Origin of the sequence: Lichenibacterium ramalinae (genome assembly GCF_004137085.1) — a bacterium.
GTDB lineage: Bacteria > Pseudomonadota > Alphaproteobacteria > Rhizobiales > Beijerinckiaceae > Lichenihabitans > Lichenihabitans ramalinae.
On record NZ_QYBC01000015.1, the window covers coordinates 52,312 to 74,725 of the forward strand.

General features: G+C 68.6%; 24 protein-coding genes and 1 pseudogene. 16 read left to right on the plus strand and 9 right to left on the minus strand.

Translation table 11 applies throughout. The features are described from left to right. The first annotated feature begins 44 nt into the window (after positions 1 to 44). Complete coding sequence (gene murI / locus D3272_RS17535; protein WP_129220509.1) at positions 45 to 890, plus strand: glutamate racemase; 846 nt, start codon at positions 45 to 47, stop codon at positions 888 to 890. 76 nt (positions 891 to 966) lie between these two features. On the opposite strand, the gene D3272_RS17540 is transcribed toward murI, so the two are convergent. Together D3272_RS17540 and D3272_RS17545 are read right to left on the minus strand one after the other, a co-directional pair. Next, the gene (locus tag D3272_RS17540; RefSeq protein WP_129220510.1) at positions 967 to 1,359 is read right to left on the minus strand and encodes a GFA family protein; all 393 of its coding nucleotides are present in this window, start codon (positions 1,357 to 1,359) and stop codon (positions 967 to 969) included. Positions 1,360 to 1,453: 94 nt separating this feature from the next. Further along, positions 1,454 to 3,067 (minus strand): catalase, encoded by a 1,614-nt coding sequence (locus D3272_RS17545; RefSeq protein WP_129220511.1) that lies wholly within the window; start codon positions 3,065 to 3,067, stop codon positions 1,454 to 1,456. 252 nt (positions 3,068 to 3,319) lie between these two features. Here D3272_RS17545 and D3272_RS17550 point away from each other — a divergent pair, with 252 nt between their 5' ends. Together D3272_RS17550 and D3272_RS17555 are read left to right on the plus strand one after the other, a co-directional pair. Beyond that, positions 3,320 to 3,778 (plus strand): Fur family transcriptional regulator, encoded by a 459-nt coding sequence (locus D3272_RS17550; protein WP_129220512.1) that lies wholly within the window; start codon positions 3,320 to 3,322, stop codon positions 3,776 to 3,778. Positions 3,779 to 4,050: 272 nt separating this feature from the next. Beyond that, positions 4,051 to 4,848 (plus strand): outer membrane protein, encoded by a 798-nt coding sequence (locus D3272_RS17555; RefSeq protein ID WP_129220513.1) that lies wholly within the window; start codon positions 4,051 to 4,053, stop codon positions 4,846 to 4,848. Positions 4,849 to 5,162: 314 nt separating this feature from the next. Here the strand turns inward: D3272_RS17555 and rpmF are convergent, their stop codons facing one another. Then, complete coding sequence (rpmF, locus tag D3272_RS17560; RefSeq protein WP_129220514.1) at positions 5,163 to 5,357, minus strand: 50S ribosomal protein L32; 195 nt, start codon at positions 5,355 to 5,357, stop codon at positions 5,163 to 5,165. 237 nt (positions 5,358 to 5,594) lie between these two features. On the opposite strand from rpmF, the gene sdhC reads away from it, so the two are divergent. From sdhC to D3272_RS17605, 9 genes are all read left to right on the plus strand, one after another. Continuing rightward, the gene (sdhC, locus tag D3272_RS17565) at positions 5,595 to 6,008 is read left to right on the plus strand and encodes a succinate dehydrogenase, cytochrome b556 subunit (protein ID WP_129220515.1); all 414 of its coding nucleotides are present in this window, start codon (positions 5,595 to 5,597) and stop codon (positions 6,006 to 6,008) included. Between the two features lie 13 nt (positions 6,009 to 6,021). Next, positions 6,022 to 6,414 (plus strand): succinate dehydrogenase, hydrophobic membrane anchor protein, encoded by a 393-nt coding sequence (gene sdhD / locus D3272_RS17570; RefSeq protein WP_129220516.1) that lies wholly within the window; start codon positions 6,022 to 6,024, stop codon positions 6,412 to 6,414. 46 nt (positions 6,415 to 6,460) lie between these two features. After that, positions 6,461 to 8,329 carry a succinate dehydrogenase flavoprotein subunit gene (gene sdhA / locus D3272_RS17575; RefSeq protein ID WP_129220517.1) on the plus strand — a complete coding sequence of 623 codons (1,869 nt, stop codon included), beginning with the start codon at positions 6,461 to 6,463 and terminating at the stop codon, positions 8,327 to 8,329. Between the two features lie 15 nt (positions 8,330 to 8,344). After that, positions 8,345 to 8,689 (plus strand): virulence factor, encoded by a 345-nt coding sequence (locus D3272_RS17580; RefSeq protein WP_245496644.1) that lies wholly within the window; start codon positions 8,345 to 8,347, stop codon positions 8,687 to 8,689. Between the two features lie 83 nt (positions 8,690 to 8,772). Then, on the plus strand, positions 8,773 to 9,654 hold the full coding sequence (kdoO, locus tag D3272_RS17585; protein WP_129220518.1) for a Kdo hydroxylase KdoO: 882 nt from the start codon (positions 8,773 to 8,775) through the stop codon (positions 9,652 to 9,654). Positions 9,655 to 9,784: 130 nt separating this feature from the next. After that, on the plus strand, positions 9,785 to 10,048 hold the full coding sequence (locus D3272_RS17590) for a DUF433 domain-containing protein (RefSeq protein ID WP_165361395.1): 264 nt from the start codon (positions 9,785 to 9,787) through the stop codon (positions 10,046 to 10,048). After that, positions 10,039 to 10,236, plus strand: coding sequence for a hypothetical protein (locus D3272_RS17595; protein ID WP_129220520.1), 198 nt, complete (start codon positions 10,039 to 10,041; stop codon positions 10,234 to 10,236). The genes D3272_RS17590 and D3272_RS17595 overlap by 10 nt, the downstream gene beginning before the upstream one ends. Before the next feature lie 10 nt (positions 10,237 to 10,246). Beyond that, entirely contained in the window at positions 10,247 to 11,026 is a 780-nt protein-coding gene (locus tag D3272_RS17600; protein ID WP_129220521.1) for a succinate dehydrogenase iron-sulfur subunit, read from the plus strand. A gap of 153 nt (positions 11,027 to 11,179) precedes the next feature. Next, positions 11,180 to 11,959, plus strand: a complete 780-nt coding sequence (locus D3272_RS17605) for a hypothetical protein (RefSeq protein ID WP_129220522.1) — start codon at positions 11,180 to 11,182, stop codon at positions 11,957 to 11,959. A 36-nt stretch (positions 11,960 to 11,995) separates the two neighbouring features. On the opposite strand, the gene D3272_RS17610 is transcribed toward D3272_RS17605, so the two are convergent. Both D3272_RS17610 and D3272_RS17615 read right to left on the minus strand, forming a co-directional pair. Next, positions 11,996 to 12,616, minus strand: coding sequence for an urease subunit gamma (locus tag D3272_RS17610; RefSeq protein ID WP_129220523.1), 621 nt, complete (start codon positions 12,614 to 12,616; stop codon positions 11,996 to 11,998). Positions 12,617 to 12,628: 12 nt separating this feature from the next. Further along, on the minus strand, positions 12,629 to 13,471 hold the full coding sequence (locus D3272_RS17615; RefSeq protein ID WP_165361396.1) for an urease accessory protein UreD: 843 nt from the start codon (positions 13,469 to 13,471) through the stop codon (positions 12,629 to 12,631). 91 nt (positions 13,472 to 13,562) lie between these two features. On the opposite strand from D3272_RS17615, the gene D3272_RS17620 reads away from it, so the two are divergent. Then, positions 13,563 to 14,018, plus strand: coding sequence for a DoxX family protein (locus D3272_RS17620; protein WP_129220525.1), 456 nt, complete (start codon positions 13,563 to 13,565; stop codon positions 14,016 to 14,018). A 303-nt stretch (positions 14,019 to 14,321) separates the two neighbouring features. Here the strand turns inward: D3272_RS17620 and D3272_RS17625 are convergent, their stop codons facing one another. Continuing rightward, positions 14,322 to 15,062, minus strand: coding sequence for a hypothetical protein (locus D3272_RS17625; RefSeq protein WP_129220526.1), 741 nt, complete (start codon positions 15,060 to 15,062; stop codon positions 14,322 to 14,324). Here D3272_RS17625 and D3272_RS17630 point away from each other — a divergent pair. Continuing rightward, a complete protein-coding gene (locus D3272_RS17630) occupies positions 15,061 to 15,378 on the plus strand; it encodes a hypothetical protein (RefSeq protein ID WP_129220527.1) in 318 nt (105 codons plus the stop codon). The two genes, D3272_RS17625 and D3272_RS17630, sit on opposite strands and share 2 nt — an antisense overlap. An 872-nt stretch (positions 15,379 to 16,250) precedes the next feature. Here D3272_RS17630 and D3272_RS17635 read toward each other — a convergent pair. From D3272_RS17635 to D3272_RS17650, 3 genes and pseudogenes are all read right to left on the minus strand, one after another. Next, on the minus strand, positions 16,251 to 16,592 hold the full coding sequence (locus D3272_RS17635; RefSeq protein WP_129220528.1) for a hypothetical protein: 342 nt from the start codon (positions 16,590 to 16,592) through the stop codon (positions 16,251 to 16,253). An 8-nt stretch (positions 16,593 to 16,600) separates the two neighbouring features. Further along, positions 16,601 to 18,448 (minus strand): annotated as a pseudogene (locus D3272_RS17640) (phage portal protein). A gap of 44 nt (positions 18,449 to 18,492) precedes the next feature. After that, positions 18,493 to 18,690 carry a hypothetical protein gene (locus D3272_RS17650; protein WP_129220531.1) on the minus strand — a complete coding sequence of 66 codons (198 nt, stop codon included), beginning with the start codon at positions 18,688 to 18,690 and terminating at the stop codon, positions 18,493 to 18,495. 493 nt (positions 18,691 to 19,183) lie between these two features. On the opposite strand from D3272_RS17650, the gene rpsA reads away from it, so the two are divergent. Both rpsA and D3272_RS17660 read left to right on the plus strand, forming a co-directional pair. Further along, entirely contained in the window at positions 19,184 to 20,920 is a 1,737-nt protein-coding gene (rpsA, locus tag D3272_RS17655; protein WP_129220532.1) for a 30S ribosomal protein S1, read from the plus strand. A 169-nt stretch (positions 20,921 to 21,089) separates the two neighbouring features. Beyond that, complete coding sequence (locus D3272_RS17660; RefSeq protein WP_129220533.1) at positions 21,090 to 22,373, plus strand: Hsp70 family protein; 1,284 nt, start codon at positions 21,090 to 21,092, stop codon at positions 22,371 to 22,373. The last annotated feature ends 41 nt before the right edge of the window (positions 22,374 to 22,414 follow it).

The window sequence follows — 22,414 nt, forward strand, 5'->3', positions numbered from 1 at the left end:
CCGGGCGGATGGTCCTGCGCCCCGCTCCGCGATAGAGAGGGCCCATGTCGCCCCCTCCGCCCCGCCCCGCCCGCGTGCTCGTCTTCGATTCGGGGCTCGGCGGCCTCACGGTGCTGGCCGAGCTGGACCGGCTGCGCCCGGATGCCGACCGGCTCTACCTCGCCGACGACGCCGTGTTCCCCTACGGCGACCTGGCCGAGCCGGACCTCGTCGCGCGGGTGATGGCGGTGTTGACGCCGCCGATCGCCCTCCACCGGCCGGACGCCGTCGTGGTGGCCTGCAACACGGCCTCGACGGCGGTGCTGCCGCCCCTGCGCGCCCGCTGGCCGGAGATCGCCGTGGTCGGCACCGTGCCGGCCATCAAGCCCGCGGCCGCGGCGTCGCGCAGCCGGCGCATCGCCGTGCTGGCGACGCCCGGGACCGTGGCGCGCGACTACACACGCGACCTCGTGCGCAGTTTCGCGGGCGATTGTTCGGTGGACCTCGTGGGCGCCCCCCGGCTCGCCGCCCTGGCGGAGGCGGCGCTTCGGGGCGGGGCGATCGACGATGCCGACGTGCTCCGCGAGATCGCCCCCGCCTTCGTCGACGCCGCCGGCCGGCGCACCGACACGGTCGTGCTGGCCTGTACCCATTATCCGCTGCTGGTCGACACCTTCCGCCGCCTGGCGCCCTGGCCGGTCGCCTATCTCGATCCCGCCCCCGCCATCGCGCGGCGGGTGGAGGCCGTGCTGGCCGAGCGCGGGTTCACGGCGGCCGATGCCGTGGCGTCCGATGCCGTGGGGGCCGACGCCGCGGCGGTGCGGCACGGCTCCATCCTGTTCACCTCCGGTCGCCCGCCCGGCCCGGCCCTGGCGCGGGCGCTGGCGGCGCGGAGGCTCGCGCCGGCGTGACACCGTCGCCGGCGACCTCGCGCGATGCTCCCGCCTGCGGCGGATCCGCTCCAGGTTGCAGGGAAGCGAAGCTGCTCTAAGGTTCGGAGCGGCCCGTGCCCTCGCGGTCACCGGCGTAGTGTTTCTCGAGCGGGAACGGCGGCAGCCAGGACTCGCGGCGGACGATCCAGCTTTCGTAAGTCGGCCTGAAACGATCGGGCTCGTCGAAGGCGCCGAGGTTCACCTCGACCTCGTCTCCGGAGCGCCCGAAGACGGACGAGCCGCAGTGGGGGCAGAAGAACCGGCCCTCGTACTCGCGCGTCTCGCCGCGGACCGTCACGGCATGGTCGGGGAAGATGGCGCAGGCATGGAAGAGCGCGCCCTGATGCTTGCGGCAGTCGAGGCAGTGGCAGAGCCCGACGCGGTACGGCTCGCCCGACGCCGCGAGGCGCACTCGGCCGCACATGCAGCCGCCCGTGACGTCGGTCATGCGGATCTCCTGGTTGGTCGAATGCGAAAGGCCCGGCGCTGGCGCGCCGGGCCCCGTGTCTCGTCGGGCCGGTATGTCCTCGGGCCCGCGACGCTTACTCGGCGGCCTGGCGGCTCGGGGCGTTGCCCTGGGTGTTGCCCTTGGCGTTGCTGCCATCCGTGTAGGTTTCGGCGGTCAGAGCCTTGTGCGGGGCCGCGCGGCCGGGCAGCGGCGGCAGGGCCTTGGCCTTCTCGAGGTCGATGCCGGCGCCCTCGGCGACGCGGCGGCCGTAGTCCTCGTCGCAGTGCCAGAAGTGCCAGACCATGCGGAGCTGGATGGGCTCCGGGCAGGCCTTCATGTCGTTGACGAGGTTGTCGATCAGGTCGTCGCGCTCCCACGCCTCGAAGGTGCGGTATCGTTCGCCGGCCTGGGTGTAGTCGTCGGTGGTGCGGCTCGTCTGATAGCGGCCGAGCTTGCCCTCGACCTGCTGGTGATACTCGCGGGCCGGCTTCGCCGCCTCCTTGAGGCTCTGGCCCAGCACGGACGGCTCGTAGTTCACGTTGGGGTTCGGGCCGCCATCGACCGTGTAGGTCATCTGGCCGTCGCGCTGGTTCGTGCGGGCGACGACGCCGGGCGCCGGCGCGTTGATGGGCAGCTGGAGGTAGTTGGCGCCGACGCGGTAGCGCTGCGTGTCCGAATAGGACAGCGTGCGCCCCTGCAGCATCTTGTCGTCCGAGAAGTCGATGCCGTCCACCAGCACGCCCGTGCCGAAGGCCGACTGCTCCACCTCGGCGAAGAAGTTCGACGGGACGCGGTCCAGCACCAGTCGGCCGCAGGGCAGCAGCGGGAACTGGTCGACCGGCCACAGCTTCGTGTCGTCGAGCGGGTCGAAGCTGAGGTGCTCGTTGGGGCCGTCCGGCATGATCTGCACGCAGAACTCCCACTCGGGGAAGTTGCCGGCCGCGATGTTGTCGTAGAGGTCGCGGGTGCAGTGACCGACGTCCTTGGCCTGGATGGCGGACGCCTGCGCCGACGTCAGGTTGCGGACGCCCTGCTTGGGCTCGAAGTGGAACTTGCAGAGGACCGCTTCGCCGGCCTCGTTGACGAGCTTGTAGGTGTTGACGCCCGAGCCCTCCATCTCGCGGAAGGTGGCGGGGATGCCCCACGGGGACTTGAGATGCGTCACCATGTGCAGCGACTCGGGATGCATGCCCACGAAGTCGAAGAAGCGCCAGGCTTCCTGGCGGTTGGTGATGGGATCGGGCTTGAAGGCGTGGATCATGTCGGGGAACTTGATGGCGTCCCGGATGAAGAACACCTTCAGGTTGTTGCCGACGAGGTCCCAGTTGCCGTCGACGGTCTTGAACTTGATGGCGAAGCCGCGGGGGTCGCGCTCGGTCTCGGGGGACTCCTTGGCACCGGCGACCGTCGAGAAGCGGACGAAGGTCGGGGTCTTCACGCCGGTCTGGGTGAGCACCTTGGCGCGGGTGTACTTGGAGGCGGGCTCGTCGCCGATCTTGCCATAGGCTTCGAAATAGCCGTGGGCGCCGGCGCCGCGGGCATGCACGACGCGCTCGGGGATGCGCTCGCGGTCGAAATGGGTGATCTTCTCGATGAACTGGTAGTTCTCGAGCGTCGCGGGGCCACGCTCGCCGACCGTGCGGGTCGACTGGTTGTCGCGAACCGGATGGCCCTGACGGGTGGTCAGGATGTTGCTCTGTTCAGTCATCGACATCTCCAGGGTTGGGAGGGGGGCTCGCACGCCGGGAACCAGATCTTTTTCCCCGACGGAGCGATTTCAAGCCCGGTCGCGGCTTCCGCCGGGGGCTCACTCGCGTGGGCTGTCCCGGACAGCGAGGTTGCGCCGTGGTTGGGCCCGTTCGTCGCTCGCTGTTCAATCGATACCGGAAGTGATACTCATTTTCAATCCTCCCGGGGAGGAAAGCCTCTTTGAAGCCGCGACCGCGGATCCGGAACCCGCATGACGACCACCCACCAGACCAAACGGCTGCCCTCCAACTACCAGCTCGTCTACGATGTCGTGCGGGCCCAGGCGCCGGGCGTCCACGCCCCTGCGGGCGACATCTATGCGCGGGCGAGGGCGCTGAAGGCGACCCTGGGCTATTCCACCGTGTACCGGGCGCTCGATCGCCTGTGCCGGATGGGTCTGGTGCTGGAGCTGCACCTGCCGGGGATGAGCGCGGCTCTCTATGAACAGGCCCGCTCCGGCCACGCCCATTTCGTCTGCCGCGCCTGCGGCCGGATCGAGGACGTGGACTGCGACGTGCCCGCCGATGCCATTCATTCTTTCGTGAAGGGGCGCGACGGGGAGGTCGAGGAGATCATCCTGACCGTCCACGGCCGCTGCATGTCATGCAGACAGGCCTCGCCCCCCGCCGCAGAATCGGCCGAAGGCCAGCACCGGCCCGAGCTATCATAGATTAGGAAGCCGTTAGAATGCGTTAACCGTCGCGGAAGTTCCGCCAATTCGGCACAGTCTGAGCCGTTCTTTTAAACGGCTATTAACGCAATTCGGATCACGCCCTCACCGATTGGCGGTCAAATGTGGCAAGATCGCCCTCTACCGCCACAAAGCTGTGACGTTGCCGCAACAGCAGTCCGGAAGGCGCAGCGAGGGCCGGATTCGCGATTGCGTCGTCCCGGGGCCCGGCCGTAGGGTCCCTCCAGAGATCGCTCTGGAGAAAAATCTCGATGTTCGCTTCCAAGAAAATCGTCACCGTTGCCGCCATGCTGGTCGGCGCCGCCGGCGCGGCTCACGCCGCCGATCTGCCGGCTCGCGTGGCCCCGGCCCCGTATGTGGCCCCGCTGCCGGTCTTCACCTGGACGGGCGCCTACTTCGGCATCAATGCCGGCGCGGCCTTCGACAACAAGCAGGAGTTCACCACCACCGCCAACCGTTCGGACGGCATCGGCAACACGAAGTTCAGCGACAGCGGCTTCTCGGCCGGTGGCCAGATCGGCTACAACTATCAGCTGCAGGGCTTCGGCGGCTTCGGTGGTCCGGGTTCGGGCCTGGTGGTCGGCTTCGAGGCTGACGCCATGTACATGGACACCGACAAGTCGGTGAACACCATCACGAACAACGGCACCGCGTCGTTCCGTTCGGGCCTCGACTTCCTCGGCACCGCCCGCGGCCGCCTCGGCTATGCCTTCAACCAGTTCATGATCTACGGCACGGGCGGCTTCGCCTACGGCAACGTGAACAGCCGCGTCGTCTCGATCTACAACGGCAACACCGACCTGCAGCGTCAGTCCGGCTTCAACACCGGCTACACCTACGGTGGCGGCGTGGAATACGCCCTGCCGACGGGCTCCTTCCTGAACTTCTTCCACTCCAGCGCCGTGACGCTGAAGGCCGAATACCTCCGCTACGAGCTCGACAGCTCGAACCTGCGCGACACGTCGGTCAACACCGTCAACCTGCAGCCCGGCCTGAAGGTGAAGAACGAGGGCAACATCGCCCGCATCGGCCTGAACTACAAGTTCTAGTCGCCGTCCCGGCTCCGGCCGGGTCCGACCCGAACGCTTCCGGCCTGGCCGGAGGAAAGGCGCCGCAGCGAAAGCTGCGGCGCCTTTTTCAATGGTGCGCCGTCCTTCCCTGCGCCGTCATGACGGTGCGCCCGCCCTGGCGCGCCCTGTGCCGCTCCAGGGCGTCGAGCCCGGCGAGGCCGCCGGCCTGCGGCGTCGCCGGTCGGAGCCTCGCCGGTCAGAGCCCGGCCGGTCATGGCTCCGGCACGAAAAAAAAGCCCCCGGCCCGGAGGGGCAGGGGGCTTCTGTTGCGTCGGGCCGATGCGGCGCGGCGGTCAGTCTTCCGCGGCGACGGTCTTGGGCTTGAGGACCATGCGGCCCCGGTACATGCCGCTCTTCAGGTCGACATGGTGGGGGCGGCGCAGTTCGCCCGAGTCCTTGTCTTCCACGTAGGTGGGCTGTGCCAATGCGTCGGCCGACCGGCGGAAGCCCCGCTTCATCGGCGATGTTTTCCGTTTCGGGACGGCCATATCGCTCTCCGTTAAAATGTCACGTCCCGCTCAACAGGGGACGGGCCGCTCCGCCGAGACGGGCAGCCATCGGCGTCTCCCTAGCGGCAAACCGTGCCGGACGCCAGCCCAAAAACCGACTCCGTCGCCCGCAGGCCCGATCGGCGCTGCGTTGAAGCGACGCCGACGCAAATTGTTGCGGCGCCGCAACGATCCCTGTATCCCGATGGCCCAGCACTGGAGGGGGATCATCCAACGATGGCGGAAGCGCAATCGCGTCCGGAAGTGACGCGTCACCCGAGGCCCCTGTCGCCGCACCTCGGTGTGTATCGGCCGATGCTGACCATGATGATGTCGATCGCGCATCGCATCACCGGCATCGTCTTGTCGGCCGGGACGCTCCTGCTGGCCTGGTACCTCGTCGCGGCGGCCTCGGGGCCGCATGCCTTCGAGATCGCGGCGGGCTTCCTGTCCTCCTGGCTGGGCCTGCTCATCCTGTTCGGCTTCACCTGGGCGCTGTTCCACCACCTGCTCGGCGGGGTCCGCCACTTCATCTGGGATGCCGGCTACGGCATGGACCATCCCCAGCGCGAATATCTGGCACAGGCCACGCTCGGCGGCGGCATCCTCCTCACCGTGCTGGTGTGGATCCTGGCCTTCCTGGTGCGGTGAGGAGCGGTCCGCGATGAGCAACCACCCCAACCACATGCGGACCGAGCTGCGCCGGGTGCGCTACCTCGGCTCCGCCCGCTCCGGCACCACCGGCTCCATGCACATGCGCCTGACCTCGCTGGCCCTGGTGCCGCTGACGGTCGGCTTCGTCTGGCTCGCCCTGTCGCTGGTGGGCAAGCCCTACCGGGCCGCGCTGGCGACGCTGTCGCAGCCTGTCGCGTCCATCTTCCTGCTCCTGTTCATCCTGGCGGGCATCTACCATATGCAACTCGGGATCAGGAATATTGTCGACGACTATGTCCACGACGAACACGTCAAGGAATGGTCGCTGGCCGCCAACCTGTTCGCCTGCTTCGTCGTCGGCATCGCAAGCGTCTATGCGGTGATGCGGCTCAGCTTCCTGTGATGATGTCATGCCGGTGGGGGCGGCCCGCCGGTTTCGGAGAGATGTGATGGCCACCAACGGCAGCGGGACGAACGGCGCCTCGACCAACGGAACGGCGGCGAACGGCAAGGCGGCGAATGGCAAGGCCGGCCCCGCCTACCCGATCACCGACCACTCGTTCGACGTGCTGGTGGTGGGGGCCGGCGGCGCCGGCCTGCGCGCCGCGGTGGGCTGCGCCCAGGCGGGCCTGCGCACGGCCTGCATCACCAAGGTGTTCCCCACGCGCTCCCACACCGTGGCGGCCCAGGGCGGCATCTCGGCGTCGCTCGGCAACATGGGCCCCGACGACTGGCGCTGGCACATGTACGACACCGTGAAGGGTTCGGACTGGCTGGGCGATCAGGACTCCATCGAATACCTGTGCCGCAACGCTCCCCAGGCCGTCTACGAGCTCGAACACTGGGGCGTGCCGTTCTCGCGCACCGAGGAGGGCAAGATCTACCAGCGGCCCTTCGGCGGCATGACGACCGACTACGGCAAGGGCACGGCCCAGCGCACCTGCGCGGCCGCCGACCGCACCGGCCACGCCATCCTGCACACGCTCTACGGCCAGGCGCTACGCAACAAGACCGAGTTCTTCATCGAGTACTTCGCCATCGACCTCATCATGGAGGAGGGGCGCTGCCGGGGCATCGTCGCCCTGAAGCTCGACGACGGCACCATCCACCGCTTCCGCTCCAACCTCACCATCCTGGCGACGGGCGGCTACGGCCGGGCCTATTTCTCCGCCACCTCCGCCCACACCTGCACGGGCGACGGCAACGCCATGGTGCTGCGCGCCGGCCTGCCGCTGCAGGACATGGAATTCGTGCAGTTCCACCCGACCGGCATCTACGGCGCCGGCTGCCTCATCACGGAAGGCTCGCGCGGCGAGGGCGGCTACCTCACCAACTCCGAGGGCGAGCGCTTCATGGAGCGCTACGCTCCCTCGGCCAAGGATCTCGCCTCGCGCGACGTCGTCAGCCGCGCCATGACGATGGAGATCCGCGACGGCCGCGGCGTCGGCAAGGCCAAGGACCACATCCACCTGCACCTCGAGCACCTGGACCCCGCGATCCTGGCCGACCGCCTGCCGGGCATCTCGGAAAGCGCCAAGATCTTCGCCGGCGTCGACGTCACCAAGGAGCCGATCCCGGTGCTGCCGACCGTGCACTACAACATGGGCGGCATCCCGACGAACTACCATGGCGAGGTGCTGACCAAGGTGGGCGGCGACCCCGACAGCGTCGTGCCGGGCCTGATGGCGCTCGGCGAGGCCGCCTGCGTGTCGGTGCACGGCGCCAACCGCCTCGGCTCCAACTCGCTGATCGACCTCGTGGTCTTCGGCCGTGCCGCGGGCCTGCGCGCCGCCGAGCTCGTCACCCCCGGCGAGAAGCAGCGCGAACTCGCCAAGGATGCCGGCGACCTCGCGCTGGCACGCCTCGACCGGTTCCGCCACGCCAGCGGCGGCACGCCGACGGCGGACCTGCGCGGCCGCATGCAGCGCACCATGCAGAACAATTGCGCGGTCTTCCGCACCGGCGAGGTGCTGGAGGAGGGCGTGAAGCTCATCAACGACGTTTGGCGCGGCTCCGCCGACATCCGCACCACGGACCGGTCGCTGATCTGGAACTCGGACCTCGTCGAGACGATGGAGTTCGACAACCTCATCAGCCAGGCGGTCGTCACCATGGAATGCGCCGCCAACCGGCAGGAGTCGCGTGGCGCCCATGCGCGCGAGGACTTCCCCAACCGCGACGACAAGACCTGGATGAAGCACACGCTCGCCTGGCTCGACGAGGGCTCGCAGAAGGTCACGGTCGACTATCGCCCGGTGCACACCTACACGATGAGCAACGACGTGCAGTACATCGAGCCCAAGGCCCGCGTGTACTGATCTGGGTGGGGCGCCATGAGTTTCGGTGTCGGTATCGGGCATAACAAGCGACGGGCGGGACGCATGTATGCCATTGTCTTCGATTTCGACACCGAACTGCTCAAGGCGAACTACCCCGGGCCGAGCTGGAATAACGCCTCTGACAACGTCAAGCGATACCTGACGGTGAGGGGGTTCACCTGGATGCAGGGCTCGACCTATTTCGGTGACGACAGTGTCGATGCCGTCCGCTGTGTCCGTTTCGTGCAGAAACTTGCCAAGAAGTACGCCTGGTTCACGCCATCCGTGCGAGATATCCGCATGTTGCGGATCGAAGAGAACAATGATCTCAGGATCGCACTCGACGACGACGATGACTGACATCGCAGTACGGCGGGCTGTGTGAAGTGGAGAGCAGAATGCCGGTAACCGGGTCTCGATCGTCGTCGCCTGCAAACTCAGCCATGCGCAAGACGAGCGTCTGCGTCCCCATCACCCTGGCCGACTGGCAGGCCACACCCGACGCGGCCATGCGGCGCGACGCCGTCGGCGGGCTCGAACGCGGCGACGTCGTGCTGTTCCCGGACCTGCCCTTCACGCTCTCGCCCGCCGAGGCCAAGCTCCTCGACCCCGCCACCGTCAAGGACGGCACCAAGACGGTCAAATACGACCCCGACACCGGCCGCGTGTGGGGCTATGCCGACGGGGTCGACGCCGCGGCCGTCAAATCCATGATGTCGCGCTACGCCGATCACACCCGCCGCCTGCTCGACGCGCTGACGCCCTACGGCACGGCGCTGAAGATCGGCAACACCTCGTTCCGCCCGGTCGAGGCGCAGGGGCGCCAGCAATCGAAGCGCCACGACGACACGCGCCTGCATGTCGACGCCTTCCCGTCGCGCCCGAGCCACGGCCAGCGCATCATGCGGGTCTTCACCAACGTGCATCCCGGCGACAAGCCCCGCGTTTGGCGCGTCGGCGAGCCCTTCGAGACCGTGGCGGAGCGGTTCCTGCCCCGCATCGCGGCACCGCTCCCGGGCAGCGCCGCGCTGATGAAGCTCGTCGGCATCACCAAGTCGCAGCGCTCGCCCGCCGACCACTACATGCTCCAGCTGCACGACCGCATGAAGCTCGACGACGCCTACCAGCAGACGGTGCCGCACCAGACGGTGGCGTTCGCCCCGGGCCAGACCTGGATGGTCTTCACCGACCAGGTGTCGCATGCCGCCATGTCGGGCCAGCACGCGCTGGAGCAGACCTTCACCCTCGAGGTCGACGGCATGGCCGACCCCGAGCGGGCGCCGGTGCGGGTTCTGGAGCGCATGAAGGGCCGCAAGCTGCACTGAGAGTTTTTGGACCGAATGCCCCCGTCCTCGCAACCGACGAGAGACGTCCCGAAGGTTTCGGAGGACATTGGGGCACAGGTTCGAGACGGTCACGGATTCCGATGCGGCGAGCCGGCCCGGGAGGATGGAGATGGTGACGAACGCGACGCCTTTTCCGCGCATCACACGCGATCGCGGCGTGGTGGGCGGACGGCCGCGCGTGCGGGACCTGCGCGTCAGCTTCGGCATCAGCCGCGGCACCCTGGGCGACGGTGTCGCGGTCGATGACTTGCTCGTCGCCGATCCCCATCTGCAGCGGACCGGTATCCTGGACGCTTGTCGTCACGGTGCCGGGCTGGCGCGGGAGCGGGCGGCGGTCCTCGCATCGCCGGCAGGAATCGCGTGGTGGATATGAAGCTGGCGCCGGACTGGACGTCGACCCTGGGCCAAGCCGGCCACGATGCCGTCCATCGCTCCCGCGTCGGCCCCCCGCTGGTCCGGGTCCTGCGCGGGACCGAAGCCGACCTTTCATCCCATGCCCTCGTGACGGTCGACGACGACCGCGTGCGGCTCCGTCTCCCGAACTTCGATACGAAACGATAGGCTGGCAACCATGGTTGAACTCGCGCTCCCGAAGAACTCCCAGATCAAGACGGGCAAGACCTGGCCGAAGCCCGCCAACACCAAGGCCTTGAAGGAATTCCGCATCTATCGCTGGGATCCCGACACGGGCGAGAACCCGCGGATCGACACGTATTTCGTCGACCGCGAGGATTGCGGCCCGATGGTGCTGGACGGCATCATCTGGATCAAGTCGACCATCGACCCGACGCTGTCGTTCCGGCGCTCCTGCCGCGAGGGCATCTGCGGCTCCTGCGCCATGAACATCGACGGCACCAACACGCTCGCCTGCACCAAGGGCATGGACGACGTGCGCGGCGCCGTGAAGCTGTATCCGCTGCCCCACATGGAGGTCGTCAAGGACCTCGTCCCCGATCTGACGCGCTTCTACGCCCAGCACGCGTTGATCGAGCCCTGGCTCAAGACCGACAGCCCCACCCCCGAGAAGGAGTGGAAGCAGTCGCCCCAGTCGCGCCACGCGCTCGACGGCCTGTACGAATGCATCCTGTGCGCCTGCTGCTCGACCTCGTGCCCGAGCTACTGGTGGAACGGCGACCGCTACCTCGGCCCGGCGGCGCTGCTCCAGGCCTATCGTTGGCTCATCGATTCGCGCGACGAGGCGACGGGCGAGCGCCTGGACGGTCTGCAGGATCCCTTCCGGCTGTATCGCTGCCATTCGATCATGAACTGCGCCAAGGCATGTCCCAAGGGCCTGAACCCCGCCAAGGCCATCTCCAAGATCAAGAACATGATGGTGGCGCGCGAAGCCTGACGGGGCGGTCGACGCACCCCGCATGCGTCAGGCGCGCGTCAACCATTCGCCATGTTTGGCGCATCCATCCGCGCCAACCTGCGTTACCGCTGCAGAGGGACGGGTCCGGGCAGCGCTCCAGTGCGCCCGCCGTCCCGCAGTGGAGTGGCCGAGATGGCGCAGAACAATGGTCGCGGCGCGGTCGCCCTGATCGCCGGCGGGATCCTGGCCGTGACGGCCAGCGTGACGATGTTGAACGATGCCCATGCGGCCGAGGCCGGTCTTCGCCGGCCGGCCCACCGGGCTGCCGCGACGCATGCCCGCCCGGTCCGGGCCGCGGCGGCGCGTCCTCTGACGATCCGTCGTCGCGCCGCCGTGGCGCCCGTGGGCGTGGCGGGCGGCCCCGGCTTCTACGGGGACGAATATCTCGTGCGGCAGCACGCCTGGAACGACCCGCGGCTTTATTACTTCGGCCCGTTCCGCACCGGCGGCCAGACCTTCTACGGCGACCAGGCCGGCAACCCGATCACCCGCGGCAACGCGGGCCTGGGGCAGATCGCCGGTTACGGCGGCGCTCGGGGCGGTTATGGCGGGCCTCACTTCGATGCCGTGGGCGGCTTCCATTACGGGCCCGGGCCGGACTACAAAGTCGACAACGACTATGCCTCGGGCAGCCTGTCGCGGCCCGACTATGGCGATATCGAGCCCAGCTACCCGAGCGTGAGTTCGCGGGTCGCATCCCTCAATTCCGGCGTGGTGCCGCACACGACCGACCCCGTCATGGATCGGGCCACCGGCCGCAAGCTCCAGGCCGAGGGGCGCAGCACCGCATCCTTCGAGCAGGCCAAGGCCGAGTTCGCCGCCCCGATGCGGCGCCAGGCGCCGGTGGAGGCGGGGTTCGCCAACGGCGGCCTCGGCAGCATGGGCTTCCAAATGGGCACCGGCGAGTTCTGACGATGGCGGAGACGGGGCTTGAAGCCCCGTCTCCCGTCACAGCTTGCCCATGACCTCGCCGCGGAAGCCGTAGACTTCCCGGTCCCCCGCCAGCGCCACGAGCCGGACGTCCCGGCTCTGGCCCGGCTCGAACCGGACGGCCGTGCCGGCCGGGATGTCGAGCCGGAAGCCGCGGGCCTTGGCGCGGTCGAAGCGCAGGCCCGGGTTGGTTTCGAAGAAATGGTAGTGGGAGCCGACCTGGATGGGCCGGTCCCCGCCGTTGGCGACCGACAGCGTGACGGTGTCGCGCCCGTCGTTCAGGACGAGGTCGCCCGGCGCCGACAGGAGTTCGCCCGGCACCAGCGCGTCCTCGGCCCCGCGGATCGGGTGGTGCACGGTGACGAGCTTGGTGCCGTCCGGGAAGGTGGCCTCGACCTGGACGTCGTGGATCATGGAGGCCACGCCCTCCATCACCTGGTCGGCGCGCAGGACCTCCGAGCCGGCCCGCATCAGGTCCGCCACGCTGCGCCCGTCCCGCGCGCCCTCCACCACCATGTCGGTGATCAGCGCCACGGCCTCGGGGTGGTTCAGCTTGACACCCCGCTCCAGCCGCCGCCGCGCCACCTGGGCCGCCATGGCGATCAGCAGCTTGTCCTTCTCGCGCGGCGTGAGGTTCATGCGGGGGCTCCGTCAGGTCCAGAGGCGGGGCAGGGCGCGGCCGCGCAATCCGGACAGCAGCGCCACGATAGCGGCGCGCAGCCGCTCTGGCGAGGGCGAGATCGCCCGGGCCACGAGCAGGCCGTTCCAGGCGCTGACGCCGGCCGTCACGGCGGAGTGGGGCTCGAGGGCCGCCCGCGCCGCCGCGACGAGGCCTTCGGCCCGCCCCGACACCATCACGAGGCTGGCGCTGGCCCGGGCGCCCGCGCCGAGCGCCGGCCGGTCCAGCACGGCGGCGATGTCGCCCGCGATCGCGACATCCTCGGCATAGGCGAGCCGCCCGTCGCGGCGCAGCCGCCACCGGTCCGAGACGCGCCCGGCCCGCATGGTTTCGCCCATGGCGAGGCGGCCGAAGACCAGGATCTCGGCCATCAGGAGCTCGGAATCCCCCGCCATGTCGACCGAGAGCCGCCGGTCGAGGCGGGCGCCGTCGAACAGGATGGTTTCCTGCGGCAGCCATTCGAGGCGGGCGCCGGGTGCCAGCGCGAGGTCGACGGCGACGCCCGTCCCGGCCGTCCGCCCGTCGGCCTGCTGGCCGCGATATACCTTCTCGGCCGCCGTCGTGGTCAGCGTCACGGCGGCGCCGGCCTCGGCCGTGAAGGCGAAATGCGCCTCGTCGCCGCCGGCCATGCCGCCGCCGGTATTGACGATCACGGCCTCGCAGGTTTCGCCGCGGCTGCGCGGCAACCGCAGGCGGTAGCCGCCGGTCTCGTGCGGGCCGATCACCTCGGTGCGGGCGCCGACGCGGCGGAACCCGGCCGCGAGCGCGCCGCGCGCACGGTTCGAAGGGGAGGGGGAAGGGGCGGCTTCGGTCATGCCGGCGGTGTCGGGCTTCGCGCGGCGGCGCGCAACCCCTCGGGCGGCGCGCCGTTGATCCGGCAGCCCCCAGAGACCCCGCGAGACCGCCATGACGCCCGAGCCCACGACCCACCCTCGGAGCCGGGCCGCCGCGCGCCTGGCCCTGGCCGCCGTCTATGCCGGGATCGGCATCGTCCACGTCACGGCGCCCGACGCCTTCCTGCCCATCATGCCGGATTGGGTGCCGATGCCGCGCGACGTGGTTCTGGCGACGGGGGCCTGCGAACTCGCCGGGGCCGCCGCGCTGCTGACGCCGCGGCTGCGCCGGGCGGCGGGCTGGGCCTTCGCCGCCTATGCGGTCTGCGTCTTCCCGGCCAACATCAAGCACGCGGTCGACAACGTCCACGTGCCGCCCATCCCGTCGTCCTGGTGGTACCACGGGCCGCGGCTCGCCTTCCAACCCGTCTTCGTCTGGTGGGCGCTCTGGGCCGCGGGGGTGGTGGACTGGCCGTTCGGAGGCCGCGCGACGGTCCGTCGACAGGGGGGCGACGCGATCAAGGGCTGACGCGGCGATCTGTCTCGCCTGTGCCGAGACGGCCCGTCCAGGCTCGTGTCGGCTACGATCGCTTCAGGGCGAACCAACAGATGGGGTCTTCCAGGGTTGGTGCATGATCCATGGCGGCCCATCCCGCCTCGATCCACGACAGCATCTCGGCCGGAGTGCCGGGCCGAGGTCGGGTCCCATGCCGATGATCGGCATGGGTGCCCCTTCCTGGCGCGCCGCGATCATGTCGTGCGTCGTTGCGCGTGTCGCTCTCGCGTATCGATGAGAAGCACGGCTCCGCCGCACGACGAGGTGCCGCGACCCCTACAGCGTTTTGAAACGCTTCATGTAGTCGAGTGCCACGTCGTAATCCCCGTTGCTGCGCGGGCTGATGATCTGCATGCCTTCGAAGAAGCGCCTGTACTCGTGCATGAGGATCCGGAGGGCGGGAACGCGGTCCAGCGTCGCCGTGCGGGTCTGGGCGCCGCGAAGCGTCCAGGTCAGTGTCTCGCCCGAGACCTCGAACAGCATGGTCCCCGGCCAGGAAAAATACGCCTCCGCGACTGAGTCCGTGCCGTGCGACAAAGTTTTGAGAACGTTGCTCATGCTACCCCACCATTCGACGATGTCGGTCCATTCCGCATCCGTGATGAGGGGTCGTCCCCACACGGTGACACGGATGGATCCGTCCACGTAGAGGGGGCTTCTGAGTTTCAACTCGCCCACGGTTTCGATCGGAACGAAGCGACCGTCCTGCTTGGCGCAGGTCTCGATATGGAGCATCTCGTTCGCCATCATCGCGTTTCTCCTCACGGGAGTGGCACCAGACGCGTGATGCGGCCCTTGTAGGTCGTCATGTTGTAACAGACCCCCGTTTCGAGTGCCTATGAGTTTCCATCCGCATCTGTCTGGATCAGCGATGATCCCGTCTCTGTTCTTGCCGCGGACATCGCCGACGATGTCCTGGATCTCACTGATGCGCATTTTGCGGGGCAGGAAGGTTTGCGTCTGGCCCTCGCTGCCGTTCCAGTCGTCAGGAGCATGCCGCTCAAGGATGTGCTGCATGCTGGGCTTGTCGAGCAGGAAGATCTGGTTGCCGATCGTGTATCGGCGGGTTTGCATGAGGGAGGTGGCGCCCGCGGTGGTCGGCGCCGCCGCCCAGGTCATCCAGCGTGAAGTCACCAGGGTAGACACCCCGTTCCATCAGGCGGCGGACGACGTCGAGCATGTGGCGCCGGATCTCGTCCTGAGTTCTGAGGTCGAGATCCTCGCGAAGATTTGCGGCTATAAACGGAAGATCGATGAAATCGATATCGGCTTCGTTACGCAGCTCGCGCGCTGTGCGTTCTATGACTTCTTCGATCATGGAACATCTCAGTGATGGATTTTGCGTTCAATCACATCTGGTAGTTTTATATCTATGGCTGGAGACCCGGAGTCGACGTGACAGGACGCCAAGATGATCCTGGCATCACTGAACGGCAAGCGGACCATTGAGCCGCTTGCAAACGGCATCGGCGTTCCGCCGACACTCAGATAGGCATCATCGCGTTCTGCAGCCGGCAGTCCGCCAAACATGACACGGACGGTTGTCGATGTCCCCCGTTCGCCGATCGGCTTCCCATTGGGTCTCAGGAAATCACACACGCGCTGGATGGCGGCCTCGCCCGGCTCACGCTCGGCCGGGTCCGTCGGCTCGGCCGGCCGTCGGCTCGGCTCCTCGGGTGGGATCCCCTGGGCCTGTGCCGTCCCGACCGGGTTCAGCAGGTTGAGGAGCCAGGCGAGGCTTCCGGGCTGATTGTGGCCGGTGCCGCCTCCTCCGGAAGCCGGCGCACCGGCTGCGGCGCTTGCGCCAGGACCGCCTCGGCTCCAGCGGCCTCGCGGGTCGCGGGGTTCGGATGGGTCATAGTCGAAGGCCCGTGTGGCGTCCGTTGCTCTTCCAGGATCATCATCTGCGAAGACCGCCGCCGCGCTGGGGTATGTCCCGTCCTGGATGAGTCGTGCTTCCACCAGCCGCGCCGTCACCGCCGCCGGCCACAGCCCCAGCCCCGCGTAGATCTGCGTCGCCTCTCGCCTTCTACAGCGCGATGGCGGCGGCCGAGGCGGCGTCGACCTGCCACAAGGGCAGGAACGCGAAACTCAGCGCCGCGGTGTCGATGCCCTCCGAGCGCAGCATCGAGGGTACCCACGAGAACAGGTCTCGTGGGAGCCCTTGCCGGTCAAGCCGTGTGCTGCTCAAGCTACACCAGGGGGTTATGGTGTATTGCATGCTGGCTTGAGGCCGAGCCAGCAGATAGGATCAGACAGGGTGAGGGGCTTACCCATCGCGATCCACTCAGCTTCGATCCGTCGAAGATGCTCGCTCGGTTCGCCGGGCCAGAACGCCATGTGGATCGCGTGATCATAGTCACCGGGGTAGACGCCCCGGTCCATCAGGCGGCGGACGACTTCGAGCGTGTGGCGCCGGATCTCGTCCTGTGTTTTGAGGTCGAGATCCTCGCGAAGACTTCCGGCTATAAACGGAAGATCGATAAAATCGATATCGGCTTCGTTCCGCAGCTCGGCGACCGTGCGTTCTATGGTTTCTTCGATCATGGTAAGCCTCAGTAATGAAGTTTGCGCTCGACCACACCTGGAGTATTGATACCGATAGCTGGAGATCCGGGAGTCGACGTGACAGGACGCAAGGTGATCCTGGCATCACTGAATGGCAAGCGGACCATCGAGCCGTTTGCAAACGGCATCGGCGTTCCTCCGACGCTCAGATATGCATCATCGCGTTCTGCAGCCGGCAGTCCGCCAGACATGACACGGACGGTTGTCGATGTCCCCCGTTCGCCGATCGGCTTGCCATCGGGCCTCAGGAAATCACACACGCGCTGGATGGCGGCCTCGCGCGCGGCGCTTTCCATCCGGGCGACGTCGGCTTCGCTGGCGACATATCCGGGCGGCTCCAGGGTCTCCAACTCGCGGTTCGTCGGGTCGATCTCCTTGAGAGTCTGCCAGGCCCGCACGAAGTTTCGGACCCGGACGACCTCGCCCGGTTCACGCTCGGCCGGGTCCGTCGGCTCGGCCAGCCGTCGGCTCGGCTCCTCGGGCGGGATCGTCTGCGCCTGCGCCGTCCCGACCGGGTTCAGCACGTTGAAGAGCCGGGCGAGGCTTCCGGGCTGCTCGTGGCCGGTGCCGCCTTCTACGGGGGCCGGCGCGCCGGCCGTGCCTGTACCGGTCTGACGCCAGCGGCCTCGCAGGTCGCGGGGTTCGGACGGGTCATAGTCCAACGTCGGGCTGGTATTTGCGCCCTGGGCTGCTTCCGCCTCGGCGAACACCGCTGCCGCGCTGGGGTAGGTCCCGTCCTCGACGAGCTGCGCCTCGACCAGCCGCGCCGTCACCGCCGCCGGCCACAGCCCCAGCCCTGCGTAGATCTGCGACGCCTGCGCCTTCTGGAGCGCGATGGCGGCGGCCGAAGCCGCATCGAGCTGCCACAAGGGCCGGAACGCGAAGGTGAGTGCCCCGGGGTCGAGCCCCGCCGAGCGGAGCATCAGCCGGTCGAGCCGCTCCAACTGCGGGCGCAGGTCCAGTTCCTGTCGCGCCGCGATCATGTCGTAATAGTTCCGCGTATCGCTCTCCCCCGTGGCCGACAGGCCCGAGGGCGACTGGCCGAGCAGCCGCGTCACGGGAATGTCCGCCGCCCCCGCCGCCACCTGCAGGAAGCAGCGCACCATCTCGGGCAGGCCGCCGAAGTCGATCGCCTGGCGCGACCAGGTCTCGCCGTCGCCGAGCAGCAGGAGGTTGTTGATCGACTTCATCGCCGCCGCGTAGGCGAAGCGCGCCGACAGCTGCGCGGTGGTGTCGGCTGAACTCAGGTGCTCCGACAGGTTCGGCACCGTGACGATATCGACCTTGGCCTCGTGCATCAGCGACGTCGCGCCCGCGGTCGTCAGCGCCGCCGCATGGACGGCGTCGTAGAGGGCCTGCAGCACCGAATCCGACCAGGGACTGGCGGCCGTCCACGGATCCGGCAGCGGGTTGCCGAGGAAGCGTACGACCCGCGAGGGGTGGAGCGTCAGCGGAGCACGGCCGGAGCCGGCGAGTTCGTAGAAGGCCGGCTAGCCGCCCCAGGGGCTCAGCGGGTCGCTGGACGAACCCGCGGCGCCGAGCTGCCAGCGCGACACGACATGTAGGAACTTGAGCCCGCCGGGCCGCAGTCCCTCCTCGTCGAGCGGCCAGGCCAGCGCTGCGGCGTCGGTCTCGCCGGTGCCGACCACGATGGCACCGCCGCCGTAAAGCCGGCCCAGCACCAGCGCGCGCTGCACGGCCTTGCGCAGCCCGAGCCGCCGTTCCGCGGCCCCGGCCCCCGCCACATCGGCCGCGTGGCCCGACCAGGCGCGCCATAAGAGCAGATCGCGATCAGGTCGCGTCACCTGATCGCGTGAAGATGCTCGCAAAAACATGGCACGAGAGCTGAAGTCGCGAGCCAAGGCGAGCGGCGACGGCTCTAGCGCACCATGTCGTAGGGCACGATGTCGACGACCTTCCGGGCGAGCCAATCGCCGCGATACATCGCATCGATCTGGGCGCGGGACAGGTCGACGACGTGGAAGGCGTCGCCGGCGGCCTTGTCCTTGCCGGCCCCGAGCAAGGCCGCGAGGTTCGACAGGCTGTCGCGCGTCTCCGCGCCGAAGGAGAACGACATGGCGGGGCTCGCTGTTTGTGAGGGGAAGAGGGCGCGCGGCTTCGGCCCGCGGCTCATGGCGAGCGGCGGGGGTGGGCGGGCGCGGGGATCTGTCGGGAGAGGGCCGTCGCGAAGAGGCGGGCCGGAACGAAAAACGCCCGGAAGCGCGATGCCCCGGGCCGAGACCGCAATCCTGCAGTGAAGCGATTCTGGTCCGATCAGCCGCCCGACGTCAAGAACAAAGAAAGAACATCGCCGCGGCCGCCGATCCTCCTTGCCGCCCCCCGGCCGACCTGCTATTCGACGCTCCGGTTGCATCAGCGCGTCCGCCCCTCTTGGGGATGGCGGGCCGTCGACCCATATTCAGAAGACCGCTGTCCCAGACCGGCCCAATGCGCCGGCCCGCCCCTCCGGGGTGGTCGGTCCCCGCCGAGGGGACCGCCGGTTCAGGCCAGCGCCCATGAACACCAACCGCCGGCGCCGCTCGGGATTGCCCCGGGCCTCAGGAGACCGAATGTCCGCAGTCACTTCCTACGGTTCGCCCTCGCGCGATGATTTCGCCGCGCTGCTCGACGAGAGCTACGGCAAGAACGAAGCCTTCGAAGGCACCGTCGTCAAAGGCATCATCGTCGCCATCGAGAAGGATGTCGCGGTGATCGATCTCGGTCTGAAGACCGAGGGCCGCGTGGCGATGAAGGAATTCACCAACAACGGCCGGGACGAGCTGCCCGGCGTCGGCGACGAGGTCGAAGTCTACCTGGAGCGCATCGAGAACGCGCTCGGTGAGGCGGTGATCTCGCGCGACAAGGCCCGGCGCGAAGAGAGCTGGGTCAAGCTCGAGAAGGCGTTCGAGCGCCAGGAGAAGGTCGAAGGCATCATCTTCAACCAGGTCAAGGGCGGCTTCACCGTCGATCTCGACGGTGCCATGGCGTTCCTGCCCCGCTCCCAGGTCGACATCCGCCCAGTGCGCGACGTCGCCCCGCTCATGGGCGTGCCGCAGCCCTTCCAGATCCTCAAGATGGACCGCCGCCGCGGCAACATCGTGGTGTCGCGCCGCACGGTCCTCGAAGAGTCCCGCGCCGAGCAGCGCCACGAGATCGTGGCCAACCTCGAAGAGGGCCAGGTCATCGACGGCACCGTGAAGAACATCACGGATTACGGCGCCTTCGTGGACCTCGGCGGCATCGACGGCCTGCTGCACGTCACCGACATCGCCTGGCGCCGCGTCAACCACCCGACCGAGGTGCTGACCATCGGCCAGACCGTGCGGGTCAAGATCATCAAGATCAACCACGAGACGCACCGCATCTCGCTCGGCATGAAGCAGCTGCTCGACGATCCGTGGCAGGGCATCGAGGCCAAGTACCCGATCGAGATGAAGCTCAACGGGCGCGTCACGAACATCACCGACTACGGCGCCTTCGTGGAGCTGGAGCCGGGGATCGAGGGCCTGATCCACGTCTCGGAGATGTCCTGGACGAAGAAGAACGTCCACCCCGGCAAGATCGTGGCGACGAGCCAGGAGGTCGAGGTGCAGGTGCTCGAGGTCGACGCCGTCAAGCGCCGCATCTCGCTGGGCCTCAAGCAGACGCTGTCGAACCCCTGGGAGTCCTTCGCGGAGCGCTTCCCCGTCGGCACCGAGGTCGAGGGCGAGGTCAAGAACAAGACCGAGTTCGGCCTGTTCATCGGCCTCGATGGCGACGTGGACGGCATGGTCCACCTCAGCGACCTCGACTGGAACCGCCCGGGCGAGCAGGTCATCGACGACTACAAGAAGGGCGACGTCGTCAAGGCGCAGGTCCTCGATGTCGACGTCGAGAAGGAGCGCATCTCGCTCGGCATCAAGCAGCTGGCCGGGGACCCCTTCGTGTCCAAGGTCGGCGAGGAGCCGGGTACCTCGGGCGATCTGCGCAAGAACGCGATCGTCACCTGTGAGGTGATCGACGTGAAGGAAGGCGGCATCGACGTCAAGATCGTCGGCACCGACCTCACCGCCTTCGTCAAGCGCAGCGAGCTCGCCCGCGACCGCAACGACCAGCGCGCCGACCGCTTCGCCGTCGGCGAGAAGGTCGACGCCCGCATCACCCTGTTCGACCGCAAGGCCCGCAAGGTGTCGGTGTCGATCAAGGCGCTGGAGATGGCCGAGGAGAAGGAAGCCATCGCCAACTACGGCTCCGCCGATTCCGGCGCGTCGCTGGGCGACATCCTGGGCGCCGCGCTTCGCGCCCGCACCGAGGGCGAGAAGAAGTAAGCTTCTTCTCCCCGAACCGGTCCGACACACGAGGCCCGCGCGGCATCCCCGCGCGGGCCTCTCTTTTTGCCGCGGTCCGCCGCGTGGTGCCCGGCATCGACCTCGGCCTTGGCCTCGGCCACGACGCCCCGGGGCCGTCGGGACGCGTTACCTGCGAGAAGGACCATCCATGCGCGCCATCGGCATCGATTTCGGCACCACCAACAGCGCCGTCGCCGTGGTGGAGCCGGACGGGCAGGTCAGGAGCCTGTCCTGGCCGTCGGCCTCCGGCGACGTCGGCGTGTTCCGCACCGCGCTCGCCGTGTGGAGCGAGGGGCGTGTGCCGCGTGCCGTCGTGCACACGGCCGGCGGGCCGCAGGCGCTGGAACACGCCCTGTCGGGCTCCGGCCACGGGCGCCTCGTCCAGTCCATCAAGACCTATCTCGGCAGCCGCGGCTTCACCGAAACGCGGCTCTACGGGCGCCGCTTCACCATCGAAGACCTCGTCGCGACCTTTCTCGGCCATCTCGTGCCGGACCGGGAGGTGCTCATGGCCGGCGCCCACGGCATCGTGGCGGGGCGCCCGGTGGTCTTCGCCGGCGACCGGCCCGACGAGGCCCTGGCCGTCGGGCGGCTCGGCTCGGCCTTCGCCCAAGCCGGCTTCGGCGCCGTGGACCTCGCCTACGAGCCGCTCGGCGCCGCCTATTGGTATGCCCGCAACCTCACCCGCGACGAGACCGTGCTGGTGGCGGACTTCGGCGGCGGCACGTCGGACTTCTCGGTGATCCGCTTCCACCGGGCCGGCGGGTGGCGCGACGCCGAGCCGCTGGCGCATGGGGGCGTCGGGCTCGCCGGCGACACGTTCGACTACCGGCTCATCGAGCATTACGTGGCGCCGCAGCTCGGCAAGCATTCGCACTACCGGTCCTTCGACAAGCTCCTGCCCATCCCGGCCTATATCCACGCCGCCTTCAGCCAGTGGCACCAGCTGTCCTGGCTGAAGGCGCCGCAGACCATGGCGGAGCTGAAGAAGCTGCAGGCGGCGAGCGACGACCCGGAGGCCATGGAGCGATTGATCGACTTCATCGACCTCGACCTCGGCTTCGAGCTCTACCAGGCGATCAGCGGCGTCAAGATCCGGCTTTCCGAGGCCGAGGCGGCCGACCTCGCCTTCGACAGCGCGGGGATCCGGCTCTCGGCCCATGTGACGCGGGCCGACTTCGAGCGTCTCATCGCGCCCGACCTCGCCCGCATCGCGGCGGCGGCCGACGACACGCTGGCCCGCGCCGGCCTCGGCACCGACGATATCGACGCGGTCTTCACCACGGGCGGCACATCGCAGGTGCCGGCCGTGCGCCGGATCTTCGTCGAGCGCTTCGGCGAAGCCAAGCTCCACGCCGCCCACCCGCTGCAGTCGGTCGCGTCGGGGCTGGCGCTCTACGCCGCCGACAGGGCGGCGGGGCGAGCCGCGTAGAGCGCTGTCGCCTCGGATGGATGGGCGCTCGCCCGGCGGAA

Excerpts from the sequence above, each read along its gene's own strand:
- D3272_RS17550 (WP_129220512.1), top strand. The coding sequence starts at position 3,320 with ATGACGACCACCCACCAGACCAAACGGCTGCCCTCCAACTACCAGCTC.
- D3272_RS17620 (WP_129220525.1), top strand. The coding sequence starts at position 13,563 with ATGACGCCCGAGCCCACGACCCACCCTCGGAGCCGGGCCGCCGCGCGC.
- D3272_RS17610 (WP_129220523.1), bottom strand. The coding sequence starts at position 12,616 with ATGAACCTCACGCCGCGCGAGAAGGACAAGCTGCTGATCGCCATGGCG.
- D3272_RS17630 (WP_129220527.1), top strand. The coding sequence starts at position 15,061 with ATGCTGGGCTTGTCGAGCAGGAAGATCTGGTTGCCGATCGTGTATCGG.
- D3272_RS17615 (WP_165361396.1), bottom strand. The coding sequence starts at position 13,471 with ATGACCGAAGCCGCCCCTTCCCCCTCCCCTTCGAACCGTGCGCGCGGC.
- sdhD (WP_129220516.1), top strand. The coding sequence starts at position 6,022 with ATGAGCAACCACCCCAACCACATGCGGACCGAGCTGCGCCGGGTGCGC.
- D3272_RS17625 (WP_129220526.1), bottom strand. The coding sequence starts at position 15,062 with ATGCAGCACATCCTTGAGCGGCATGCTCCTGACGACTGGAACGGCAGC.
- kdoO (WP_129220518.1), top strand. The coding sequence starts at position 8,773 with ATGCGCAAGACGAGCGTCTGCGTCCCCATCACCCTGGCCGACTGGCAG.
- rpsA (WP_129220532.1), top strand. The coding sequence starts at position 19,184 with ATGTCCGCAGTCACTTCCTACGGTTCGCCCTCGCGCGATGATTTCGCC.
- D3272_RS17650 (WP_129220531.1), bottom strand. The coding sequence starts at position 18,690 with ATGTCGTTCTCCTTCGGCGCGGAGACGCGCGACAGCCTGTCGAACCTC.
- D3272_RS17600 (WP_129220521.1), top strand. The coding sequence starts at position 10,247 with ATGGTTGAACTCGCGCTCCCGAAGAACTCCCAGATCAAGACGGGCAAG.
- D3272_RS17540 (WP_129220510.1), bottom strand. The coding sequence starts at position 1,359 with ATGACCGACGTCACGGGCGGCTGCATGTGCGGCCGAGTGCGCCTCGCG.
- D3272_RS17590 (WP_165361395.1), top strand. The coding sequence starts at position 9,785 with ATGGTGACGAACGCGACGCCTTTTCCGCGCATCACACGCGATCGCGGC.
- sdhA (WP_129220517.1), top strand. The coding sequence starts at position 6,461 with ATGGCCACCAACGGCAGCGGGACGAACGGCGCCTCGACCAACGGAACG.
- rpmF (WP_129220514.1), bottom strand. The coding sequence starts at position 5,357 with ATGGCCGTCCCGAAACGGAAAACATCGCCGATGAAGCGGGGCTTCCGC.
- D3272_RS17605 (WP_129220522.1), top strand. The coding sequence starts at position 11,180 with ATGGCGCAGAACAATGGTCGCGGCGCGGTCGCCCTGATCGCCGGCGGG.
- D3272_RS17545 (WP_129220511.1), bottom strand. The coding sequence starts at position 3,067 with ATGACTGAACAGAGCAACATCCTGACCACCCGTCAGGGCCATCCGGTT.
- D3272_RS17580 (WP_245496644.1), top strand. The coding sequence starts at position 8,345 with ATGAGTTTCGGTGTCGGTATCGGGCATAACAAGCGACGGGCGGGACGC.
- murI (WP_129220509.1), top strand. The coding sequence starts at position 45 with ATGTCGCCCCCTCCGCCCCGCCCCGCCCGCGTGCTCGTCTTCGATTCG.
- D3272_RS17555 (WP_129220513.1), top strand. The coding sequence starts at position 4,051 with ATGTTCGCTTCCAAGAAAATCGTCACCGTTGCCGCCATGCTGGTCGGC.
- D3272_RS17660 (WP_129220533.1), top strand. The coding sequence starts at position 21,090 with ATGCGCGCCATCGGCATCGATTTCGGCACCACCAACAGCGCCGTCGCC.
- sdhC (WP_129220515.1), top strand. The coding sequence starts at position 5,595 with ATGGCGGAAGCGCAATCGCGTCCGGAAGTGACGCGTCACCCGAGGCCC.
- D3272_RS17635 (WP_129220528.1), bottom strand. The coding sequence starts at position 16,592 with ATGATCGAAGAAACCATAGAACGCACGGTCGCCGAGCTGCGGAACGAA.